Source organism: Microbacterium sp. (assembly GCF_052102115.1).
Lineage (GTDB): Bacteria > Actinomycetota > Actinomycetes > Actinomycetales > Microbacteriaceae > Microbacterium.
On the sequence record NZ_JBQDVP010000002.1, the window covers coordinates 15,978 to 32,083 of the forward strand.

Sequence of the window (16,106 nt, forward strand, 5' to 3'; positions counted from 1 at the left end):
GGTTCTCCCTCATCGTCAGCGGTTAAGACGATATCGCCTGTGCGCCGTCTAGAGTTGGCGCATGAGCAACGAGCACTCCTCGGAATCCGACGAATCGCCAAACCCTGACGAGGGATCGGCGACCGCGGAGACCAGCACGGCCACCGCGGCGAAGATGCGGAAGGAATCGAAGCACAAGAAGGCTTCGAAGTCGAAGGAGACCGCGGAGGCGGAGGATCCGCCCATCACCCCGAAGCCGGTCGTCGAGCCGGAGCCGTCATCGCGCTCGTTCTGGACGCGCATCGACAAACCATTCGTATTCGGGTTCCTCGTCACGATCGGCGGGCTGGCGGCGATCCTGCTCGGTCTGGCACTGTCAAACCTGTCGACGGTGATCATCTACATTGCGCTCGCCCTGTTCGCAGCCCTCGGGCTCGACCCGGCCGTACGCTTCCTGGAGCGCCGTGGTCTCGGTCGCGGATGGAGCGTGCTGATCGTACTGATCGGCCTCATCGCCGTGCTCGCTCTTGTGCTCTGGCTCATCATCCCGGTCGTGGTCGAGCAGATCACCATGTTCGTGAAGAGCGTGCCCGGGCTCATCACCGATTTCATGAGCAGCGACATCTACCACACGCTGGAATCCCAGTTCGGCGATCAGTTCCAGGATCTCGTGGCCGACGTGCAGAAGTTCCTCACCAACCCGGGCAACATCGCCATCATCGGCGGCGGTGCGCTCCAGGTCGGAGCGTCGATCGCGAACGCGATCTCCGGCGTCGTCATCGTGCTGGTCCTCGTCATCTACTTCGTCGCCACGCTCCCCGCGATGAAGCAGGCCATGCTGCGCCTGGTGCCGGCTCGCGATCGTGAGAACACCGAGATCATCACCGACCAGATCACCAATTCGGTCGGCGGCTACGTCATGGGCATGGTGACGCTCGCGTTCATCAACGCCATGGTCGTGCTGCTGCTCTACACGGTGATGTCGCTGCCGTTCCCGCTGCTGCTGGCCGTGGTCGCGTTCCTCATCACGCTGATCCCCCTGGTCGGATCCCTCATCTTCTGGGTGATCGGCACGGGCATCGCCCTGTTCGTCGACCCGATCCTCGCGCTGGTGTTCGCCGCGATCTACCTGGTCTACATGCAGGTCGAGTCGTACTTCCTCACCCCGCGGGTGATGAACCGGGCGATCTCGATCCCCGGCTCTCTGGTCGTCATCGGCGCGCTGGTCGGCGGCACCCTGCTCGGGCTTCTCGGTGCGCTGGTGGCCGTGCCGGTCACGGCATCCATCCTCATCATCATCAAGAAGGTGTGGATCCCGCGGCAGGATTCGCGGGTTTGACGGGCCGGGGTAGATCAGGCCCGATCGGACCCCCAACCCCGTTCAGGTCGCAATTCCTGCCGGTATCGTCCGCGCTTACCGACGAGAATCGCGACCTGAACGCGGGTCGCGGGGTCGCCGGTCGCGGGTCGCGGGGTCGCCGGTCGAGGGGCGCGGGTCTAATCATCGCCGTCGAACAGCCCGCCATCGAGCAGCCAGTGGTTGCGCAGCCGGAGGGCGCGCTCGGTACTGGCCGCCAGAGTGGCGACGAATAGCGAGATGTTCAGCCATGCGGGAAGCTGGATCGGCGATGTGAAGACGCCGATGTTCTCGGCGACCCACGGGATGTGCGTGATCTGATCGATGATCTGCGGCACACCGAGGACGAGGGCGATGCCGAGCACGATGAAGGACGTCGCACCAATCACGCGGCTCGTCGCGGGGTGATCGCGATCGAGACGTGCCCGGCGGCCCTCAGCGGAGGCGCGGTCCGGAGACAACTGCGCCTCCGTGCCGTCTTCAGCAATGAAATGGCAGCGCTTCAGACCGTAGCCGCTTGCCACGACCTCGATGATTCCGCCCGGCGCCGCGAATGCGGCCGGCAGCTTCGACGTGCCCACATTGAGCCCGTCGCGGTAGAGCTGCGCACGCACCTCACCGTTGGAGTCGCCCCACAGCGCCACATCGACGGTCCAGTCATGCGGCCGCCCGTCCTCTTCGATGAAGCGCGCGTGGAACAGCGTGCGCGAGAACAGCTGCCACCAGCGGAAGCGCCGGAGGGCGTGCCCGTCACCTGGCTTGACCTTCTTCGCCGCTCGCCGGCGCTTTCCCTCTGAGACCACTGCTGAACCGCTCCCGTCTCGATCAGACCCCGTTCAGGTCGCAATATCTGCCGGTATCGTGCGCGCATACCGGCGAGAATCGCGACCTGAGCACGGGGGTGATCAGATCAGGCCCTTCTCGGTCAGCCACTCGGTCGCGATATCTTCCGGAGACATCTGGTCGACCGTGCTCTGCACGCCGAGCGCCACGAGGTCGTCGACACTCAGTTCGGCGCTGATCGGATTGATGACATCGGCGATCTCGTCGGCGATGTCGCTGGAGGCGATCGGGACGACGTTCGAGGCGAGAATCAGGTTCTCGGGGTCTTCGAGCGCGACGATGTCTTCGGTCTGGAACTTCGGGTCGGCCGAGTAGATGTCGGCCACCTGGATCTCGTCGGCGATCAGCGCGTCGAAGGTCGTATCTCCGGTCGCGGAGAACGCCAGGTCGAGCCCGTAGAGCTCCTCAGCACCGGACGGCCCGTACGGACGCTGCTCGAGTTCGGGAGCACCGCCGAGCGTCACCGTGCCGTCGACGTTTGCGAGGTCGGCGATCGAGGTGAGGTTGTTCGCGTCGGCGAACTCCTGCGTGACCGTGTAGGTGTCCTGATCACTCGCCTCGGCGTAGTCGAGGGCGGTGAGCCCCTCGGGCAGTGCCTCCTGCAGCGCGGCGTAGACATCCTCGGAGCTCGTCGCGTCGGTGGAGTCGTCGTAGAACTCGAGCAGGTTGCCGGTGTACTCCGGGAACAGGTCGATCGCGCCCGACTCCAGCTCGGGGATGTATGCGTCGCGCTGACCGACGTTGAACTGCTTCTCGACGGTGAACCCCGCGCCCTCGAGCGCCTGCGCGTAGATCTCGGCGACGATCTCGTTCGAGAAGTACGCCTGCGATCCGACGACGATGGTGTCGGATCCGCCGTCACCGGACGGCTCGTCGGAAGGGGTGTCGAGCGGGTTGCTGGTCGCGCACCCGGCGAGGACGAGGGCGGCCGACAGTGCGACTCCGGACGCGAGTGCGAGACGTGACGTGCGTGCAGTGAACATGATGTTCCTCTCTGGTGAAAAGTCAGGCGGATGCTGTGGATGCTGTGGATGCCGCGCGACGAGTCGTCCGCGGCGTGCGGGTACCCGGGTTCGCGACCCGGATGCCCACGGGCACCGCGGCGCGCTGCGCGAGCGCGAGCAGCAGGTCGGCGATGAGCGCGAGGACGGCGACGAGGATGGCACCGCCGAGCACCTGGTCGAAGCGGCGCAGCGGAATGCCCTGGATGATCGGCCACCCCAGCCCGCCGAGGTTGACGTAGGCGGCGATGGTGACGGTGGCGATGACCTGCAGGGTCGCCGAGCGCAGCCCGCCGATCAGCAGCGGCAGGCCCAGCGGCACCTCGACCTTCCAGAGGATCTGCCACTCGGTCATACCGGTCGCGCGGGCGGCATCGATCACGCGGCGGTCGACGGCCTCGAAGCCGGTGTAAGCGCCGGCCAGCAGCGAGGGGATCGCGAGGAGCACGAACGTGATGGTGGCAGCCTCGGGCACGCGCAGCACGCCCATCAGCAGCACGAGCAGCACCATGAGTCCGAACGAGGGCACGGCGCGGGCGGCGCCCGAGATGGCGACGGCGATCTCGCGACCGCGACCGGTGTGTCCGATGAGCCAACCCACCGGCACGGCGATAATCGCGGCGATCAGCACCGAAATGACCGTGTAGAACAGGTGCTGACCGAGCAGCACGGGCAGGGCGTATTGCCCTTCCATCCGTTCCGGAGAGAACAGCCAGGCGAACGCCTCGGCGAAGACGTTCATGCGGCGGCCCTCACCGGCAGCATCCGACGCCGCCGTCCGGCCGCGGTCGCGGTGCGCGTCCAGGGCATGATGGCGCGCCCGGCGAGCAGAAGCAGAAGGTCGATGGCGAGGGCGACGATGACCACGGCCAGCACGCCGGCGAAGACCTCGGGGATGATGCGCCGCTGCAGCCCGTTCGTGAAGAGGTAGCCGAGGTTCGTGACGCCGACGAGGATGCCGACCGTCGCGAGCGAGATCGTGCTCACCGCCGCGACGCGGACTCCGGCGAGGATCACGGGGCCGGCGAGCGGAAGGTCGACCGTCCAGAACCGGCGTCCGCCGCCGTATCCGACCGCCGTGGCCGCTTGTCGGACACCGGGATCGACGGAATCCAGCCCGTCGGCAACCGAGCGAACGAGGATCGCGACCGCGTAGATCGTCAGTCCGACGATCAGATTCGTCTCACTGATCGCCGAGTAGCCGATCACCGAGGGCAGCAGGATCAGCAAGGCGAGCGAGGGGATCGTGTACAGGAGTCCGGTGAGCACGATGACCGGACCACGCACCAGGCGATACCGCCAGGCAACCCACCCCAGCGGCAGCGACAGGATGAAACCGAGCACGATCGGGATCACGCTCTGACGCAGGTGCACGAGTGTGAGTTCGAGGATGAGTCCGACGTTGTCGACGATCCAGTTCACGTCATCCGCCGCCCTGGCCGCCGTCGTCCAGGAGCGCGCCCTGCGTGCGTCCCTCTGAGTCGACGACGACACGGCCGCGCGGCGTCTGCTTGATCCGCAGCGCGCGACGGCCGCGCTCGGCACCGATGAACGCGGAGACGAACTCGTCGGCCGGGTTCTCGATGATCTCGCTCGGGCTGCCGACCTGCACGACACGGGCGCCTTTGTCGAGGATGACGACCTGGTCGCCGAGCAGGAACGCCTCATCGATGTCGTGGGTGACGAAGACGACCGTCTTGTCGAGCTCGTGCTGCAGTCGGATGAGTTCCTGCTGCAGATCAGCACGGACGATGGGATCGACCGCACCGAACGGCTCGTCCATGAGCAGGATGTTCGGGTCGGCAGCCAGACCGCGAGCGACTCCGACGCGCTGCTGTTGCCCGCCCGAGAGCTGGCTCGGGTAGCGGTCGGCGAGCGCACGATCGAGCCCGACGGTGTCGAGCAGGTCACGCGCGCGCTCATGAGCCTGCTTCTTCGATACGCCGTTCAGGCGCAGCACGGTGGCGACATTGTCGATGACCGAGAAGTGCGGCATGAGGCCGGAGTTCTGCATGACGTAGCCGATACTGCGCCGCAGGGTCACGGGGTTCTTGCCGAGTACGCTCTCGCCGTCGATCTCGACGTCGCCGCCGGTCGGCTCGACCATACGGTTGATCATGCGCAGCAGCGTGGTCTTGCCGCATCCCGACGACCCGACGAACACGGTCGTCTTGCGCGAGGGCAGCACGAGGCTGAAGTCCTCGACGGCGAGCGTGCCGTCGGGGAACTTCTTGGTGACCGAGCGGAACTCGATCATGCGCGGAGATCACCCATGCGCCGAGCCGTGCCCGCTATGGTGCGACCTCCACGTCGGGCGCGAACGCGATGTGCGCGGAGATGTCTTTGCCCACCCGCTCGAACGCGCTCGGGTACGGGTTCGGGTACCCGAATGCCGCATCGACGTACGTCTCGCCGTCGACGACCGCGGAGTAGTACTGCGCCGCGCCCTTCCACGGACAGGTGTACGCCGTCGGGCTCTCGACGAGCACGCCGTCCTTCACACTCGACAGCGGAAAGTACCAGTTGCCCTCGATGGAGATGAGGTCGCTGTCATCGGCTTCGGCGATGGTGGTTCCTGCGAGTACAGCCTTCATGGTGATGCCTCCTCGGATTCGGTTTCGAGCGTATGGGATGCCACCGACATGCGCGGTACATTCCCCGGATGTTCGGAGCAGAACCGGTGGCGGATGGGTCTCAGGCGGAGTCTCGTCCGTAGGTCTCCAGGAGCCGCAGCCAGACTTCGCTCACGGTCGGGTACGCGGGCACCGCGTGCCACAGACGCGAGATCGGCACCTCGCCGACGATCGCGATGGTCGCCGCCTGCAGCAGATCCGCGACATCCGGGCCGACGAAGGTCACCCCGAGGATGACGTCGCGCTCGGTGTCGACGACCATGCGCGCCTGTCCGCTGTATCCGTCCTCACGCAGGCTCGATCCGGCGATCGCCCCGAGATCCTGATCGATCACGCGGGTCTGGTGTCCGGCATCCTCTGCGGCCTGCGCGGTCAGCCCGACCGACGCGACCTCCGGCTCGCCGAAGACGACCTGCGGCACGGCGGCGTGGTCGGCGGTGGCGACGTGGCGGCCCCAGGCCGCGTCGTCGACGTCGTCACCCTTCGCGCGGGCGGCGATCGCGTCGCCGGCGGCACGCGCCTGATACTTGCCCTGGTGCGTCAGCAGGACGCGGCCGTTGGCGTCGCCGACCGCGTACAGCCAGTCGTGCCCTGGCACGCGGAGGGTGTCGTCAGTGGCGATGTACGTGCCCGGTTCGAGTCCGACCGCATCCAGCCCGATGTCGCCGCTGCGGGGAGAGCGCCCGGTCGCCGCGAGCACCTCTTCGGCACGCACCTCGCTGCCATCGTCGAGTGTGATCGTCACGCCGTCGTCGTCGCGGGCGACGCGCGTCGTGCCGGTGTTCGTGCGGACGTCGACGCCGTCGGCGCGCAGTCCCTTCTCGACGAGCTCGCCGGCGAACGGCTCCATCTTCTCGAGCAGACCGCCGCGCGATATCACCGTGACTTTCGCGCCGAGGCCGGCATAGGCGGTGGCCATCTCAACAGCGACGACGCCGCCTCCGATGATGGCGAGGGATGCTGGGATCTCCTGCGCGCTCGTCGCCTCGCGGCTCGTCCAGGGCGCAGCATCCGCCAGTCCGTCGATCGGGGCGATCGCGGCCTCGGTCCCCGTACTGACCGCGACCGCGTGACGGGCTTTCAGGACCCGCGTGGTGCCGTCATCGGCGGTCACGGTGACTTCGCGCTCACCGGAGATGCGGCCGTGGCCGCGGGCGAGGTCGATGCCGGCCGATTGCAGCCAGCCGACCTGGCCGTCGTCGGACCAGTCGCTCGTGAACGAGTTGCGGCGGGCGAGCACGGCCCGCACATCGAGTGCTCCGGTGACCGCTTCGGCGGCGCCCGCGACGTGCTGCGCTGCGCGCAGCGCCTGCGCCGACCGCAGCAGTGCCTTCGAAGGCATGCACGCCCAGTACGAGCATTCGCCGCCGACCAGTTCGTTCTCGACGATGATCGCGGTGAGTCCGCCCTGCACGGCACGGTCGGCGACGTTCTCGCCGATGGCGCCTCCGCCCAGGACGATCAGGTCGTATTCATCCGTTGACATCGTGTCGCCTTCTTCCGTCGAACCTGCAGACCCAGTCTTCCCGAAGTGCAACCGCCTGTCACGGGGTTTGTTCCCCTTCCGAGCCGCGGGTTCCGGCCACTCGCGGTGCCAGGACGACGGCGACCGCCGCGATCAGGGCCGCCAGGGCGAAGACAGCGGTGAACGGGTCGGCGGTCGTCGCCAGCGCGGCGAACAGCGCACCGGTAACGGCCAGCACCATCGCACTGCCGAACGAGTCCGCGACCGTCATGGCCGCGCTGTTGAAGCCCTGATTCTTCGGGGTCGACATCGACAGCGTGAGCACGCTGCTTCTGGGGCTCATCAGTCCCATGCCGCCACCGGCGACGATCCACGCCGCCGCGATCACCAGAGCATCCCATCGGAAGGCGGCGGTCGCCAGCACGATGGCGATGCCGGTCAGAACGAGCACGGTGCCGATGCGCAGCGCGGTGACGCTCGACAGTCGCGCCCCCATCCGTCCCTGCACCGTCGATGCAGTCGACCAGGCCAGGGCACCGCCGGTCAGAGCGAGTCCGGCGAGGGTCGGCGTGAGCGCGTACTGATCGGTCAGCAGGTACGGCATGTACACCTGCGTGCCGAAGAAGGCACCCGCCATGAGTCCGCGGACGAGGATGACCGACGGCAGGCCCCGTCGTGCACTCAGCGTGCCCCGCGGCACCAGCGAGCGAACGGCGACCAGCGCCACAACGACCGCGCCCGCCGCCAGCACCGGCCCGATGCCGGGCACATCGCCCACGAGGTTCAGAGCGAGCACGGCGACCGCCGCGAGCACCGACCAGCCCAGCCGTCCGAACGCCCACGGTGCCGAGGCATCGCCGCCGCGCGACAGACCACGAAGCGCGGGAACCACCATGAGGAGGGCGGCGAGTGAGAGGACGACGACGCCGAGGAAGACCCAGTGCCAGCTCCACAGGTCGGTCACGACGGCGGCGACGGTCGGCCCGATCAGAGAGGGCACGACCCACGCGGCCGCGAACGCGGCGAAGATCGCCGGATGCCGCTCCTGGGCGTACACGCGCGCGACGACCACGTACAGGGCGACCATCATCGCCCCGCTGCCCAGCCCCTGCACGAAGCGCCCGACCACGAGCACCTCCATCCCTGGCGCGAGTCCGGCGATGAGCAGGCCAGCGACGAATGCCGCGACCGCGGTATAAAGAGGTGCCCTGGGTCCGCGGCGATCCGACCAGTTCCCTGCCGCGACCATGCCGATGACCCCGGTGGCCAGAGGGCCTGCGAAGGCGAGGGCATACAGGCGCTCACCGCCGAGGTCGGCGCTCACCACCGGCATCACGGTGGTGACCGCCAGCGACTCGAAGGCGCCGAGAAACACGAGCGCACTTGCGCCGATCGTGATCCAGAGGAACGTGCCGCTCATGATTCCCGGTGCGGACGTTCCAGAGGTGCGCACAGGTCCTGTATCCGTTGTCATTCCCCTGACGTTAGAACCTCAACTATGGTTGAGGTCAAGCCGGAGACGCGCAGAGGAGTCGAACATGCCCCAGCTGGATGGCGACAAGACGCGGATGCTGACGATCGGCGAGCTGTCCAAGCGCAGCGGCGTCGCAGCATCCGCCCTGCATTTCTACGAACGCAACGGCCTGATCGACTCCGAGCGCACCGACGGCAACCAGCGCCGGTACCGGCGCGACACCCTGCGCCGGGTCGCCTTCATCCGCGTGTCGCAGCGCGTCGGCATCCCTCTCAAAGACATCCGCGCGGCGCTCGAATCGCTGCCGGAGGGACGAACCCCCACCAAGAAGGACTGGGCGCGGCTGTCTCAGCGGTGGCGCGATGAGCTGGATGCCCGCATCCGCCAGCTCAACCATCTTCGCGGGGATCTCGACGGCTGCATCGGGTGCGGATGCTTGAGCCTGAGCTCCTGCGCACTGCAGAATCCGTCTGACGTGCTCGGCAACGAGGGCGCCGGCCCGATCCGGTGGATCAAGACGGATGCCGCGCCGTAGTCGGCCGTGCCCACACTTGTCAGTCCCGATCACCCCTGTCAGCAGAAATCTCAGGATCTGAGCATGCAGGTGTGATCCGGGCCGACAAGTGTCCCCTCAGCGGGCGAGCAGGATGCTGGATGGCGAGGGCGCCGCGGCGCGGTGGCGGATGCTGCGCGGCACGCCCGTGCGCTCGTCGAGGTCGAGGACGCTGATCTGATCCGACCGCTGCCCGGCGACGAGCAGCGCTCCGTCGTGCACGAGGTGATGCCGCGGCCAGTCGACACCCGCGTCGGCGAGCGCGAGCGGCTCGACGGTCTCTCCGGCGCCCCGCACGCGCAGGGCGGCGATCGTGTTGCTGCCGCGCACCCCGGCGTACAGCGTCTCACCGTCGCGCGAGCGCGAGAGTTCAGACGGATAATCGACACCGACCTGCGCTGCCGGGCTCACTGTCGTCGCCGCGACGAGGGTCCAGCGGCCATCGGCACCGGCGGCGAGCGTGAACACCTCGCAGGAGTACTCGGTCACTACGTGCAGGTGTCCGCTGGGATGCACGACCATGTGCCGCGGCCCGACGCCGTGCGGCAGCACGATCTGGTGGTCGAGCACGAGCGCCGACCCGGGGCGCCAGATGCGCACGAGGTCGAAGCCGAGGTCGGTGGTCGCGATGCGGCCGTCGGGCAGGAACGCCGCGGCATGCGCGTGCGAGGTGCGCGACGGCGCGTCGACGACGGGCTTCGGTTCCGGCTCGGGCGCCGCATTGAGCCCCAGCGCCTCGTCGAACAGCAGCAGCCCCGAGCGCGGAGCCTCGTTCTGCGACTCTGCGAGCGACGCGAAGACCTCGGCGAAGTCGACCGTCTTCGATTGGTCGGCACCGGCACCCGCCCCGTAGGGATCGATCGCGGCATCCCCTGCCGATGCGGCGCCCAGGCGGCCGCCGGCGTCCAGTCCGATGCGCACGACGCGGCCGTCGCCGTAACAACTCGCGACCAGATACCCGCCGCCGGGCGCGACCGCCAGATGGCACACGCCGGCACCCGTCTCGACGGGATCGCCGAGCGGCGCCAGAGACGACTCGCCGTTCCGCACGAACGCCTGCACCGTGCCTGCGCCTTCAAGCGCCGCGTAGACGACATCGAGCGATGGATGCTGCCCCAGCCACGACGGCGATGCGGCCGCGGCGGCCGTGCCCCGGTACGCCAGGGTCGCCGGTTCACGCCCCTCGTCGCCTTCGAACAGGCCGATGCCGCCGGCACTCCCGTCCATGTCGGTGCCATAGCCGCCGACCCAGAACTGCGTCATGCGCTCAGTCCACGAGGTCGTGGCGCACGATCACCTGGTCGCGCTCCGGCCCGACGCCGATGACCGAGATGCGCGTGTTGCTCATCTTCTCGAGCGCGAGCACGTACTCCTGCGCGGTCTGCGGAAGATCGTCGAAGGTGCGGGCCGTGGAGATGTCTTCGCTCCACCCCGGGAAGTACTCGTAGATCGGCTTCGCGTGGTGGAAGTCGGTCTGGTTCACCGGCACGTCGTCGAAGCGCTCGCCATCGACGTCGTAGGCCACGCAGACCGGGATCTGCTCGAGACCGGTCAGCACGTCGAGCTTGGTGAGCACGAGGTCGGTGATGCCGTTGATCCGAGTGGCGTAGCGGGTGATCGGGGCGTCGTACCACCCCGTGCGGCGGGTGCGCCCGGTGGTGGTGCCGTACTCGAACCCGGTCTTGCGCAGCCACTCGCCCTGCTCGTCGAGCAGCTCGGTCGGGAACGGCCCCGAGCCGACGCGGGTCGTGTACGCCTTGACGATGCCGACGATGCGGTCGAGTCGGTTCGGGCCGACGCCCGTTCCCGTCGATGCGCCGCCCGCGGTCGCCGACGACGAGGTGACGAAGGGGTACGTGCCGTGGTCGATGTCGAGCATGGTCGCCTGGCCGGCCTCGAACACGACGACCTCGCCGCGCTGGAGAGCCTCGTCGAGCAAGTGCCCGGTATCGGTGACCATCGGACGCACGCGCTCAGCGTACGAGAGCAGGTCGTCGACGATCTCGTCGACAGTGACGGCGCGGCGGTTGAAGACCTTGACCAGCAGGTGGTTCTTCTGGTCGAGCGCTCCCTCGACCTTCTGACGCAGGATGTTCTCGTCGAACAGGTCTTGAATCCGGATGCCGACGCGATTGATCTTGTCGGCATACGCCGGGCCGATGCCGCGGCCGGTCGTGCCGATGTTGCGCTTGCCGAGGAAGCGCTCGGTGACCTTGTCGAGCGTGCGGTGGTACTGCGTGATGATGTGCGCGTTGGCGCTGATCTTCAGCTTCGAGACATCGACGCCGCGGGCGCCGAGCGCCTCGAGCTCGTCGAAGAGCACCTCGAGGTCGATCACGACGCCGTTGCCGATCACCGGCGTAACGCCGGGGGACAGGATGCCGCTGGGCAGCAGGTGCAGCGCGTACTTCTCGTTGCCGACCACGACCGTGTGACCGGCGTTGTTGCCGCCGTTGAACTTCACGACCCAGTCGGTGCGGTCACCGAGCAGGTCGGTGGCCTTTCCCTTGCCCTCGTCGCCCCATTGGACGCCGACGATCACGATTCCTGGCATGGGTGTCCCCCTTGCTTTCGCCGGGTTTGCACCGGCCGATGAGCTGGCCCGTTCGGGCGAACTCCATCTTAGCCAAGGGGGTTCGGCGCCGATCAGGTGCCGAACCCCCTGGGGACTGTCGCGTTCACGCTCCGTACGGGGCGAGCGCGAACCGGGCCCACGCCACGAAGATGAACAGGAGCATGTAGGCGGTGTCTCCCACCATCAGTGCCCACTCGCTGCGGCGGAACCTCGTCGTGGCGGCGCCTGCCATCACGAGCGCGAGCCCGCACGCCGCGATCGGCGAGAGGATCGGGGCGATGCCCACCAGCGGCGGCAGGACCATCCCGACCACGCCGACGAGCTTGATCGTTCCGATCGCCTTGATGTGCCCCGCGTCGAAGTCGTCGACCCAGTGCTGGCTGTTCGCCAGCGACCGGTAGCGCTCCTTCGTCAGGACGATCTGACTGATCCCCCCGGCGCCGTAGGCCACAGCCAGCAGTCCGGTGACGATCCACAGTGCGATATTCATGGAGTCCTCCTCGTTACCTTTGCCCGTTCGGGCCCGTCACAGTGAATGACGGATCAAATCGTGGAAAGGTAACGAAGATGCAGAAGATCGAACTCGCCGCGGCGTTCGAACAGCACCGGGCGCAATTGCTCGCGGTCGCGACGCGTGCGCTCGGCTCACGGGCAGACGCCGAAGACGCCGTACAGGAGACCTGGTTTCGGCTGGCACGGCATGCCGACGATGAGATCGAGAATCTCGGCGGCTGGCTCACCCGTGTCATCGGGCGAATCTGCGTGGACACGCTGCGCGGCCGGACGGCACGCGGCGAGTCGGTGCTGGCCGATGACGACGGCGACCCGATCGTCACCGAAGACGCCGACGGCCCCGAGGATGCTGCCATCGAGGCGGATGCTGTGGGCCTCGCCATGCTCGTCGTCCTCGACTCTCTCCAGCCCACCGAGCGCCTCGCCTTCGTCCTGCACGATGTCTTCGGCGTGCCGTTCGCCGAAGTGGGGCCGATCGTCGGTCGCTCAGCGGATGCCGCGAAGATGCTCGCGAGTCGCGCTCGACGCAAGGTGCAGCATCCGGCTCCCCACGAAGAGCATCGTCGGAGCCGCGAGGTGGTCGATGCGTTCCTCACCGCAGCGCGCGAGGGAGACTTTGATGCGCTGATGCGCACACTCGATCCGGATGTGACGTGGCACCACCACACCGCGCACGGCACGACCGTGAAGGTGGGCGCGAATGAGGTGCTCGCTGTCGTGCGCAACGGAGACCCCGAACGCGTCGAAGCGCGGCGCGTCAACGTGAACGGTCAGCCCGGCATCCTGGCTTGGGGGCCGACCGGACGGCCGATCTCGCTCATGGCCTGCACTGTCGAAGGCGGCCGGATCGTCTCGGCGACCTCGATCACCGACGCGAAACGCCTGGCACGTATGCGGCTGCCCGCGGCATCCCGCGGGGCCGATCGACGCCCAGCTCCGCCAGCGTCTCCGCCGCGAGACTCCGCTTGAGTTCGAGCGATTCGCCGATCTCGGCGGCAAGCCGAGGGCGTGTGCGGATCAGGTCGTCGACCGTCGCGAGGGGGATCACGACGACGGTGAGGATCTCGCCCGCCACGGTGACGGCCTGCGTTCGCTCACGCGTGAGGGCGGTGTGCCCGATGAGGTCGCCCTTCTCCGCCGTAGCGAATTCGACCCTTCCGCCGTCGACGTCGAGGGTGAGAACGGCCCTGCCGGACAGAACGACCCGCCCTCGGCGGTGGCGAGATACGGCCGCTCCGGTTCGCTCATGTTCATGAATGACGCCCCGGCGCAGACCAGCGTGCGGTCCTTGATGTAAAGGTAGCCGCTTCGATGCACACGCGTCGAGAGAGCCGCACTGCGCCGCCGATGCACAGGCAACTGACCTGACAACTGACCTGACACGAAGAAGCCCGCCTCCGTCATCTGCGGAGGCGGGCTTCAGGGCAGTTCACTCGTTGCCGACAGCCTTGTCGATGTTGTCGCGCACGCCGCTGATCTTGTCTTCGTGCGCGCCGCCGGTCACCTTGTTCGCAGCGCCTTCGACACCATCAAGAATCTTGTCCGAGATGTCTTCTGCCTGCTCGCTGTGCAGCGCCTCGTCGATCTTGTCCTTGTTGTCGCCGATGAAGTCCTGCGCCTTCTTGGTCAGATCATCCAGAGCACCCATGAACATTCCTCTCCTCGGAGTATCGGCGGTCCACCGATGCACTCAACTTATACCGGGGGTCGACGCGGCACACCACCCCCTAGGTAAAGTGTGCGCGGAGGAAAGATGATCAGTTGGTGGCCGTACGCACGACTCGCCGCGGCGGCGCTCGGCCTCACCGCGATCATCCGACAGTTGACACTCGCCATCGGCAATGCGCTTCGAGCGGATACCGCATGGGCCGGGCACGTACCGACCGTCGTCGCCAACTTCTTCAGCTACTTCACGATCCTGTCCAACCTCATCGCCGTCGCGACACTCATCATCGCCGCGGTCTGGATGCTGCGGACGAGGCCGAGCACGCAGGCGGAGCCGGCCTGGCTGGCGACTCTCCTGGTGTGCGCCAGCACCTACATGATCGTGACCGGCATCGTCTACAACGCGCTGCTGCGCCATATCTCGATCGCGGGCATCTCGGATGTGTGGACGAATGAGACGCTGCACGTCGTCATCCCCCTGGCGATGCTCGCGGATGTCCTGTTCGCGCCACGGCGGCGCTCGATGCCGTGGCGCACCGTGCTCACCGCGGCCGCGTTCCCCATCGTGTGGGCCGTCTACACGCTGGTGCGCGCCAACGTCATCACTGCTCCCGCCACCGGCACCCCGTGGTGGTACCCCTATCCGTTCCTGGACCCGAACCTGCCCGGTGCCAGCTATCTCACAGTGGCCGGGTACATCGTCGGCATCGCCGCGGCGATCATCGCCGTCGCGACATTCGTCGTGTGGGTCGGCCGTCGCCGCGGCGATGCTCCCGATATATGAGCGACTGACACGCACGGGGATGGGGATCTCTGCCCGTCCCCTCGAGGCGCGCGAAGCGGACGCGGCGATTACGCTGTCACAGGGGAGCGCGACGTGCGATCCCCGCGCATGCGAGGAGACAGTGATGGACGAGTCGAACGCCGCCACCCCGAACGCCCCTTCCGCTCCTCCGCCCCCGCCGCGTCCGCCAGCACCGCGTGCTCCGGCGCCGGCACAGCAAACGGCACCGGCACCGGCACCAGCACCAGCGCCGGCATCCGCACCCGTAAGCGACGGCCCGTCCGATGCCGAGATGACCCGCGCGGCCGGCATCCTGAAGGTCATCTCCGACTCGTACTCGGCGAAGATGGTCGGCCAGGAACGGCTGCGCACCAGCCTGCTCGTCTCGCTCATCGCCGGCGGCCACATCCTGCTCGAGTCCGTCCCGGGTCTCGCCAAGACAACCGCGGCATCCACCCTCGCCGACACCGTCAAGGCGAGCTTCAAGCGCATCCAGTGCACCCCTGACCTGCTGCCCAGCGACATCACCGGCAATCAGATCTACGACGCCCAGACCGGCTCGTTCCGCACCGTGCTCGGGCCGGTGCACGCGAACTTCGTGCTGCTCGATGAGATCAACCGCTCGAGTGCCAAGACGCAGTCGGCCATGCTCGAGGCGATGCAAGAGCACCAGACCACGATCGGCGGCGAGGTGCACCACCTGCCCAAGCCGTTCCTCGTGATCGCCACGCAGAACCCCATCGAGCAGGAGGGCACGTACGAACTGCCCGAGGCGCAGATGGATCGCTTCCTCCTCAAGGAGATCGTCGAGTACCCGAGCCCGGCCGACGAGTTCGAGATCCTCAGCCGCATTGACTCGGGCGTGCTCGACCCCGACCGGCACGTTCAGAGCGCCGTCACACTCGACGATGTCCAGCAGCTGCAGGACATCGCATCCCGTGTCTACGTCGACGCCGCGATCCGCAACTACATCGTCTCGATCGCCTACGTCACGCGTAACCCGGGGCCGTACATCGGCGAGGACCGCGCCCGCTTCATCAAGTACGGCGCCAGTCCGCGTGCGAGCATCGCCTTCCTGCAGGCGGCCCGCGCACTCGCGCTGCTCAACGGCCGCGCGCACGTCATCCCCGAAGACATCCGCACCCTCCGCCACGTCGTGCTCCGCCACCGTGTACTGCTGACGTTCGAGGCGGATGCCGAGGGCATCCGAAGCGAAGAGATCATCGACCAGATCTTCACCTCGGTGCCGACCCCCTGACCGCGC

The 16,106-nt window shown here is 67.6% G+C and carries 17 protein-coding genes; 5 read left to right on the top strand and 12 right to left on the bottom strand.

The features are described 5' to 3' along the window. Positions 1-61: 61 nt before the first annotated feature. Complete coding sequence (locus tag ACTICP_RS00860; RefSeq protein WP_441888573.1) at positions 62-1,318, top strand: AI-2E family transporter; 1,257 nt, start codon at positions 62-64, stop codon at positions 1,316-1,318. Positions 1,319-1,476: 158 nt separating this feature from the next. On the opposite strand, the gene ACTICP_RS00865 is transcribed toward ACTICP_RS00860, so the two are convergent. The 8 genes from ACTICP_RS00865 to ACTICP_RS00900 all read right to left on the bottom strand — a co-directional run bounded on the left by ACTICP_RS00865 (position 1,477) and on the right by ACTICP_RS00900 (position 8,752). After that, entirely contained in the window at positions 1,477-2,139 is a 663-nt protein-coding gene (locus ACTICP_RS00865; protein ID WP_441888575.1) for a hypothetical protein, read from the bottom strand. Positions 2,140-2,241: 102 nt separating this feature from the next. Continuing rightward, positions 2,242-3,162 carry an ABC transporter substrate-binding protein gene (locus ACTICP_RS00870; RefSeq protein WP_441888577.1) on the bottom strand — a complete coding sequence of 307 codons (921 nt, stop codon included), beginning with the start codon at positions 3,160-3,162 and terminating at the stop codon, positions 2,242-2,244. Positions 3,163-3,184: 22 nt separating this feature from the next. Further along, positions 3,185-3,922, bottom strand: coding sequence for an ABC transporter permease (locus tag ACTICP_RS00875; RefSeq protein WP_441888579.1), 738 nt, complete (start codon positions 3,920-3,922; stop codon positions 3,185-3,187). Continuing rightward, complete coding sequence (locus ACTICP_RS00880) at positions 3,919-4,602, bottom strand: ABC transporter permease (protein ID WP_441888581.1); 684 nt, start codon at positions 4,600-4,602, stop codon at positions 3,919-3,921. Before ACTICP_RS00880 ends, ACTICP_RS00875 begins: the two co-directional genes overlap by 4 nt. Before the next feature lies 1 nt (position 4,603). Further along, positions 4,604-5,437: an ABC transporter ATP-binding protein gene (locus tag ACTICP_RS00885; RefSeq protein WP_441888583.1), complete on the bottom strand. Its 834-nt coding sequence runs from the start codon at positions 5,435-5,437 to the stop codon at positions 4,604-4,606. 34 nt (positions 5,438-5,471) lie between these two features. Beyond that, positions 5,472-5,774, bottom strand: a complete 303-nt coding sequence (locus ACTICP_RS00890) for a DUF427 domain-containing protein (RefSeq protein ID WP_441888585.1) — start codon at positions 5,772-5,774, stop codon at positions 5,472-5,474. A 100-nt stretch (positions 5,775-5,874) separates the two neighbouring features. Further along, positions 5,875-7,299 carry a dihydrolipoyl dehydrogenase family protein gene (locus ACTICP_RS00895; protein ID WP_441888587.1) on the bottom strand — a complete coding sequence of 475 codons (1,425 nt, stop codon included), beginning with the start codon at positions 7,297-7,299 and terminating at the stop codon, positions 5,875-5,877. 58 nt (positions 7,300-7,357) lie between these two features. Beyond that, positions 7,358-8,752 carry an MFS transporter gene (locus tag ACTICP_RS00900; RefSeq protein WP_441888589.1) on the bottom strand — a complete coding sequence of 465 codons (1,395 nt, stop codon included), beginning with the start codon at positions 8,750-8,752 and terminating at the stop codon, positions 7,358-7,360. A gap of 64 nt (positions 8,753-8,816) precedes the next feature. On the opposite strand from ACTICP_RS00900, the gene soxR reads away from it, so the two are divergent. Beyond that, positions 8,817-9,287: a redox-sensitive transcriptional activator SoxR gene (gene soxR / locus ACTICP_RS00905; RefSeq protein ID WP_441888591.1), complete on the top strand. Its 471-nt coding sequence runs from the start codon at positions 8,817-8,819 to the stop codon at positions 9,285-9,287. Positions 9,288-9,383: 96 nt separating this feature from the next. Here soxR and ACTICP_RS00910 read toward each other — a convergent pair whose 3' ends face one another. The 3 genes from ACTICP_RS00910 to ACTICP_RS00920 all read right to left on the bottom strand — a co-directional run bounded on the left by ACTICP_RS00910 (position 9,384) and on the right by ACTICP_RS00920 (position 12,370). After that, positions 9,384-10,568, bottom strand: coding sequence for a lactonase family protein (locus ACTICP_RS00910; RefSeq protein ID WP_441888593.1), 1,185 nt, complete (start codon positions 10,566-10,568; stop codon positions 9,384-9,386). Positions 10,569-10,572: 4 nt separating this feature from the next. Then, positions 10,573-11,859, bottom strand: a complete 1,287-nt coding sequence (locus ACTICP_RS00915; protein WP_441888595.1) for an adenylosuccinate synthase — start codon at positions 11,857-11,859, stop codon at positions 10,573-10,575. Between the two features lie 124 nt (positions 11,860-11,983). After that, on the bottom strand, positions 11,984-12,370 hold the full coding sequence (locus ACTICP_RS00920) for a DoxX family protein (RefSeq protein WP_441888597.1): 387 nt from the start codon (positions 12,368-12,370) through the stop codon (positions 11,984-11,986). Between the two features lie 77 nt (positions 12,371-12,447). On the opposite strand from ACTICP_RS00920, the gene ACTICP_RS00925 reads away from it, so the two are divergent. Then, a complete protein-coding gene (locus tag ACTICP_RS00925; protein WP_441888599.1) occupies positions 12,448-13,362 on the top strand; it encodes a sigma-70 family RNA polymerase sigma factor in 915 nt (304 codons plus the stop codon). A 460-nt stretch (positions 13,363-13,822) separates the two neighbouring features. Here ACTICP_RS00925 and ACTICP_RS00930 read toward each other — a convergent pair whose 3' ends face one another. After that, on the bottom strand, positions 13,823-14,041 hold the full coding sequence (locus ACTICP_RS00930; protein ID WP_441888601.1) for an Rv0909 family putative TA system antitoxin: 219 nt from the start codon (positions 14,039-14,041) through the stop codon (positions 13,823-13,825). Positions 14,042-14,146: 105 nt separating this feature from the next. Here ACTICP_RS00930 and ACTICP_RS00935 point away from each other — a divergent pair, with 105 nt between their 5' ends. Then, entirely contained in the window at positions 14,147-14,842 is a 696-nt protein-coding gene (locus ACTICP_RS00935; RefSeq protein ID WP_441888603.1) for a Pr6Pr family membrane protein, read from the top strand. 292 nt (positions 14,843-15,134) lie between these two features. Next, positions 15,135-16,100: an AAA family ATPase gene (locus ACTICP_RS00940; protein ID WP_441888605.1), complete on the top strand. Its 966-nt coding sequence runs from the start codon at positions 15,135-15,137 to the stop codon at positions 16,098-16,100. Positions 16,101-16,106: the final 6 nt, after the last annotated feature.